The organism is Microcella sp. (genome assembly GCF_040286215.1).
In the GTDB taxonomy this organism is placed as follows: Bacteria; Actinomycetota; Actinomycetes; order Actinomycetales; family Microbacteriaceae; genus Microcella.
Genome location: NZ_JAVKCK010000015.1, coordinates 1 through 2,885, shown reverse-complemented (window position 1 = coordinate 2,885; position 2,885 = coordinate 1). Strand labels below are relative to the sequence as shown.

Sequence of the window (2,885 nt, the reverse complement as noted above, 5' to 3'; positions counted from 1 at the left end):
AGTCAAAGCCCATCTTCTCGGCGAGGATCGAGCCCTCGAGAAGCTTGTCCTTGCTGGCGTGCTCGCCGAAGTGCGGCAGTAGGAGCCCGAATTTCATGGTCACTTTCCTTCTCTGTCAGCGCTCGACAACGCGAGCTTTCCGGTGCCGGGCTTGCCCGTCACGACGCCATCGGCGAATACTTCGTTTCCGCGCACGTACGTCCTGTCGATGCGAGCGGTGATCTCTCGGCCGTCATAACAGGTCCAGCCGATCTTGGAGAGCGTGTCCTCGTGCGTGATCGTCCAGGTGGAGTCCATGTCCGCGACGACGATGTCCGCATCCGATCCGACCTGCAGCGAGCCCTTGACGCCGCCCAGGCCGAAGAGCTCGGCGGGCTGCGTTGCCACCATGTCGATCACGCGATCGAGCGTGAGCTGGCCCTTGTTCACTGCGTCGAGAAGCAGCGGGTAGTAGTACTGGATACCCGGTGTGCCGGTGTGAGCGCTCCACATCTCGGTCCACCCAATCTCTTTCTCTTCCCGGGTGTGCGGCGCGTGGTCGCTCGACGCGACATCGATCGTGCCGTCTCGCATACCCTCCCAGATGGCTTCACGGGCCTCGTCGGGAACCCAGTAGGAGAGGGCGTAGGGGCCGAGAGTCTCGACGTCTCTCCAGGTCGCCAAGAAGGGCGCCCAGTGATTGACCTCGCACGTGACGTCGATGCCACGCGCCTTGGCGCGGCGTACCGCCTCGATGGAGAGAGGTGTCTGGATGTGCGCGATGTGGATCGGGCAGCCGGACGCCTCCGCGAGGCGGATGCAGACATCGATGGCCGTGTCCCAGATCACGCCCTGTCGGGCTGCGTAGGCCTGCGCGTAGCCTTGCGGGGTGTTCTCGCCGCGCTTGAGGTACTCGCCTTCGATGTAGTCCATGAGCGCCTGGTCGTGCGGGTGAATGATGAACCGCTTCCCCGTCTTGGCGATCTCGTCCATGAGCTGGAGGAGGTGACCGTGGTCGTGCATGCCCGTGCCGGCGGGGTGCGGATAGGTACGACCCGTGTCGACCACCATGTAGATCTTGTAGGCGCGAATACCCATCTCGCTCATGCCCATGACCTCGTCGAGCTTCGTCGGGGCCGGGTTGTGGTTGTAGTCCACGATCGAGCTGGCCGCGTACATGTCGAAGACGTCGCGCAGAGTCGCGACATCCGTCGTAGGCGGGCTCAGGTTCGGCATGCCAAAGATGGTGGTGACACCGCCTGCTGCCGCCTGAAGAGTGGTGGTGCGGATGTCTTCCTTGTGCGTGTAGCCAGGCTCGCGGGTGTGCACGTGCACGTCGACCATTCCGGGCAGCACGAGCTTGCCGGTGACGTCCGTGACCGTGGTCGCACCCACGGTCGTGTCGCGAGACACGAGTCCGACGATCTTCTCGCCGCTCACGAGCACATCGGCATCGATGAGTCCGCTCGGCGTGGCGACACGCCCTCCGCTCAGTCGCAGATCAATGGTCATTTCGGGGCCTCCAGGTTCTCCAGCGTCTCACCCGCAGTGTCGGGCAGAAAGGTGCGAACGTTGACATCCGCCGGTCGCACATAGCGGTCGAACCACTCCACGATGCGCGGCGTGGTCTGCTCCCAGTAACGGTCGTAGGCGGCGTAGTGCGTGGTGTGGTTCTGCATGATCATCGTCTTCGGCCCCTGCGCGGCCTCGTAGAGACGTTCCGCGTGGTCCGTCGGTGTTGTGGCATCGCCGCTCACGCCGATCACCATGAGCGGAGTCGTGAGCTTGCGCGCCGCGACGATCGGCTTGTAGGCGATGATCTCCTCCGCGGCGGAGAGCGAGATCGAGGTCGGGATTTTGTCGTCGACGTCCGCCTTGATCTTCGTCGCCCTGCGCTCGGGCGTCGGCACCATGATCTCCTCGCGCGGGTGAACGCGTCGACCTTCACCCGTGAGCACGCGCTGGCGGCGGTCCTCGTCGAGCGCCGCGAGGAACGAGAGCCACTCGTGCTCCTGACGCATGCGGTGCAGCCAATCCTCACCATCCGCGACAGGCACCTGACTCACCGCGGCCTTCACGCGGGGGTCCGCGTCGGCGAGCATGATCGAGTTGCCCCCGCCGGTGCCCCCGCTGCCGAAAGCACCGATCGCGTCTGCGATGACGTCGTCGCGAGTCGTGAGATAGGTCACGGCGTTGACGAGGTCCTGAAGCTGGCGCGACGGCGACAGTACGCCGCGGTCACCCTGCGAATCGCCGAATCCGCGATAGTCGAAGATGAGCACGGCGAAGCCGGCGGCCACGAGCGCTTCGTGGTACCGCACGTAGAGCTTGCCGTCCTTGAGACCGAGCCATCCCGGTCCTTGGACGATGGCACGGAACGGCCCATCGGTGTCGGGTGTGCGCCAGATGCCCGCAATGCGGTCACCCTCGCTGTAGAACTCAACCGCGGTCTCTCTCACTGGATCCTCATTCTCTCGAGCGGACAAGAAGGCGTTCGCCGACTCCTACTTCTTGGTGTCGCTTTCGGGGAATCGTTCGATCGCGTGCAGGCCCAGAGCCTTGATCGCGAACGTGTCCTGCACCGCGAGGTAGCGGCAACTCTCGGTCTCGCTCGAGTTGAAGTGCTGGTGCCACATCCACACCGGGAAGCTGAACATGTCGCCCTCTTCCCAATCGATGCGCTCCTCGTTCACGCCATCCCAACTGATCACCGAGTACCCCACACCGGAGACGATGTAGATCACGGCCTCCGTCGTGTGACGGTGGTTCACCGACGCACCCAGCGGCGGAAGCTCACTCAGGTGCGGCTGCAGGCGGATGTCGTGCCCCAGACGGTAGAACCGCGCACGCGTGTTGCGATACTCGCGCGGGGTCAGGTCCGTCGTCTTGAGGTCCTTGATGATGAC

The 2,885-nt window shown here is 64.2% G+C and carries 3 protein-coding genes; all 3 read right to left on the bottom strand.

Annotation, left to right across the window (positions count from 1 at the left end; translation table 11 throughout):
- Positions 1 to 99 precede the first annotated feature (99 nt).
- Positions 100 to 1,491, bottom strand: coding sequence for a dihydroorotase (locus RJQ01_RS07630; RefSeq protein ID WP_350476147.1), 1,392 nt, complete (start codon positions 1,489 to 1,491; stop codon positions 100 to 102).
- Positions 1,488 to 2,438, bottom strand: a complete 951-nt coding sequence (locus RJQ01_RS07625) for an alpha/beta hydrolase (protein WP_350476146.1) — start codon at positions 2,436 to 2,438, stop codon at positions 1,488 to 1,490. Before RJQ01_RS07625 ends, RJQ01_RS07630 begins: the two co-directional genes overlap by 4 nt.
- A gap of 45 nt (positions 2,439 to 2,483) precedes the next feature.
- Positions 2,484 to 2,885, bottom strand: a 402-nt coding sequence (locus tag RJQ01_RS07620; protein ID WP_350476145.1) for a cupin domain-containing protein, incomplete at its 5' end; no start/stop codon positions are given.

Coding starts and splice junctions, on each gene's coding strand:
- RJQ01_RS07630 (WP_350476147.1), bottom strand. CDS start 1,491: ATGACCATTGATCTGCGACTGAGCGGAGGGCGTGTCGCCACGCCGAGC.